This window comes from Jingyaoa shaoxingensis (assembly GCF_014385005.1).
GTDB lineage: Bacteria > Bacillota > Clostridia > Lachnospirales > Lachnospiraceae > Marvinbryantia > Marvinbryantia shaoxingensis.
In genome coordinates this window covers 1-2,534 of the sequence record NZ_JACRSZ010000046.1, presented here as the reverse complement: position 1 = coordinate 2,534, position 2,534 = coordinate 1, and the positions used below count along the sequence as shown (strand labels likewise).

Below are 2,534 nucleotides of genomic sequence, written 5' to 3'. Positions count from 1 at the left end.
TGATTATTCCGGGGCTCTTTGAGCCACCTGTCCGGACTTTGAGAGCCACCATTTCGGAAAATGAGAGCCATATATTCCGGTAATTCAGAGCCACCTTATTGGGCTCTATTACATATATTTCCTTTATACTGTAAATACACACCTTTGGTGTGAATACAGATAAAGGAGGTCGTAAGTTATGACCAAGTATCGTGAAATCCTACGCTTGAAAAGCTTAGGGTTCAGTGAGAGGAACATCGCACAGAGTTGCGGTGTATCCAGAAACACAGTCGCTAAGGTTTTAAAAAAGGCAGCGGAAATCAAGCTTTCATGGCCGCTGGATTTCGACATGACCGACAGCGCACTAGAGGAGCTGATGTTTCCTAAGGATAAGTCGGCAACGAATAAACGCATGCCAAACTTTGACTACATTCGCAAAGAACTTCTGCGAAATGGTGTAAACAAAAAGCTTCTCTGGGTAGAATACTGTGAGGAGTGCCGCATGAGCAACGAAGAGCCTCTAATGTATTCTCAGTTCTGCTACTACATCCAGAAGGATGAAGAAAAACGCAGGGCTACCATGCATATCCCCAGAAAACCAGGTGAACAGATTGAAGTTGACTGGGCCGGTGACCCTGCCCACATCATTGATCCGGACACCGGAGAAATCACAGATGCATGGATATTTGTAGGTGTATTAACTTACAGTCAGTATGCTTTTGTAAAAGCATATATGAATGAGAAAACTGACAACTGGATCAAAGCTCATGTCCAGATGTTTGATTTCTTTGGAGGTGTCACACCTATGCTCGTTTCTGATAACTGTACAACCGCAGTGAATCATAAAAAGAGTGACTGGTACAACACTGCCTTAAACACAACTTATCATGAGATGGCAGAACATTACAATTTCGCCATCCTTCCGGCCAGAGTCCGGAAACCCAAGGATAAACCGAATGTAGAGGGATCAGTAGGAAAGATATCCACATGGATAACAGCAGCCCTTCGCAATGAGCAGTTTTTCTCTCTTGCAGAATTAAATGCTTCAATCCGTGAAAAACTGGATGCCTACAACGCCCGTAAATTTCAGAAAAAGGAATGTAGCAGACTCAGTTTATTTCTTGGGGAAGAAATGCCATTACTGGCTCCGTTGCCTGCTACACCTTTTGAACTGGCTGAGTGGAAACAAGCCACCGTCCAGTTTAACTATCACATCGCAGTAGACAGAATGTTCTACTCCGTGCCTTATCAGTATATCAAAAATAAGGTTGATGTGCGTATAACAGATACAACGGTTGAAATATTTTATAATCACAATCGTATTGCCTCTCACAGACGACTCTATGGACGAAGCGGTCAGTATTCTACAGTGACAGAACATATGCCGCAGGAACACCAGAAATATTTGGAATGGAACGGTGACCGGTTCCGTAAGTGGGCTGATTTGATTGGAATTAACACAAGTAAGGTTGTCGATGCAATACTTACCTCCGGCAGGATTGAACAGCAATCCTACAGAAGCTGCATGGGATTACTGAAACTGGCAGAAAAATATTCGCCAGAAAAACTGGAACAGGTCTGCGCTAAGGCGCTCTCTTATTCCGGTAAACCCAGCTATAAAAGTATCAAAAATCTATTGGTTGCAACAAAGGATGCACCTGATACCGAATCAGAATCATCTCAAGCAGTAAAACCACATGGCATAACCAGAGGAGCCAGATACTATGGAGGTAAAAAATCATGACAAATCAAAGTACAATCGATAAACTTATTGAAATGCGTCTGACTGCTATGGCAGATGCATTCCGCATCCAGATGGATGATCCTGCAATGAAGGAAGTTCCATTCGAAGATCGGTTCGGCATGCTTGTTGATGTCGAATACAGCAACCGCAAAAACAATCGTCTGAAAAGGCTGATCCGCCAGGCTGAGTTTGAACAGCCAGATGCCAGCATCGCAGCGATTGATTACCATTCTGGACGAAAGCTGAACAAAGCACTGATCAACCGTCTGGCAACCTGTGAATACATTACAGAATACCGGAACATCTTTATTACTGGAGCAACCGGAAGTGGTAAAACTTATATGGCCTGTGCCTTTGGCATGGAAGCATGCAAGCACTATTACTCAGTACGGTATGTACGGCTTCCTGATCTATTATTGGACTTACAGGCTGCCAGGGACAATGGAACTTTCTCGACTGTCCTGAAGAAATACACCAAGCCAATAGTACTGATCATTGATGAGTGGCTGCTTCTTAAACTGACAGAAGCTGAAGCCAGGAATCTTTTTGAACTGATACATAAAAGACGTAAAAAATCTTCAACGATCTTTTGTTCTCAGTTCCGTGAAAGTGAATGGTACCAGCAAATCTGTGATGGTGAAAGTACTCTTGCCGATGCCATCATGGATCGTATATCGTATGATTCCTATAAGATCGATATTGAAAGTGTTGACCCATCTAAAGACCTCTCTATGAGAGAAGTATATGGACTGGATCCAGCAATGGCAAAGTAACTTAATAAACAAAATGGAGTGGCTCCGTTAGTCCGGAC

Annotated in this window: 2 protein-coding genes; both read left to right on the top strand. The window is 43.1% G+C overall.

Going from position 1 to position 2,534, the window contains the following annotated elements:
- Positions 1-178: 178 nt before the first annotated feature.
- Positions 179-1,723 carry an IS21 family transposase gene (gene istA, locus H8716_RS17350; RefSeq protein ID WP_249310209.1) on the top strand — a complete coding sequence of 515 codons (1,545 nt, stop codon included), beginning with the start codon at positions 179-181 and terminating at the stop codon, positions 1,721-1,723.
- Entirely contained in the window at positions 1,720-2,496 is a 777-nt protein-coding gene (gene istB, locus H8716_RS17345; protein WP_055057938.1) for an IS21-like element helper ATPase IstB, read from the top strand. Before istA ends, istB begins: the two co-directional genes overlap by 4 nt.
- Positions 2,497-2,534 lie beyond the last annotated feature (38 nt).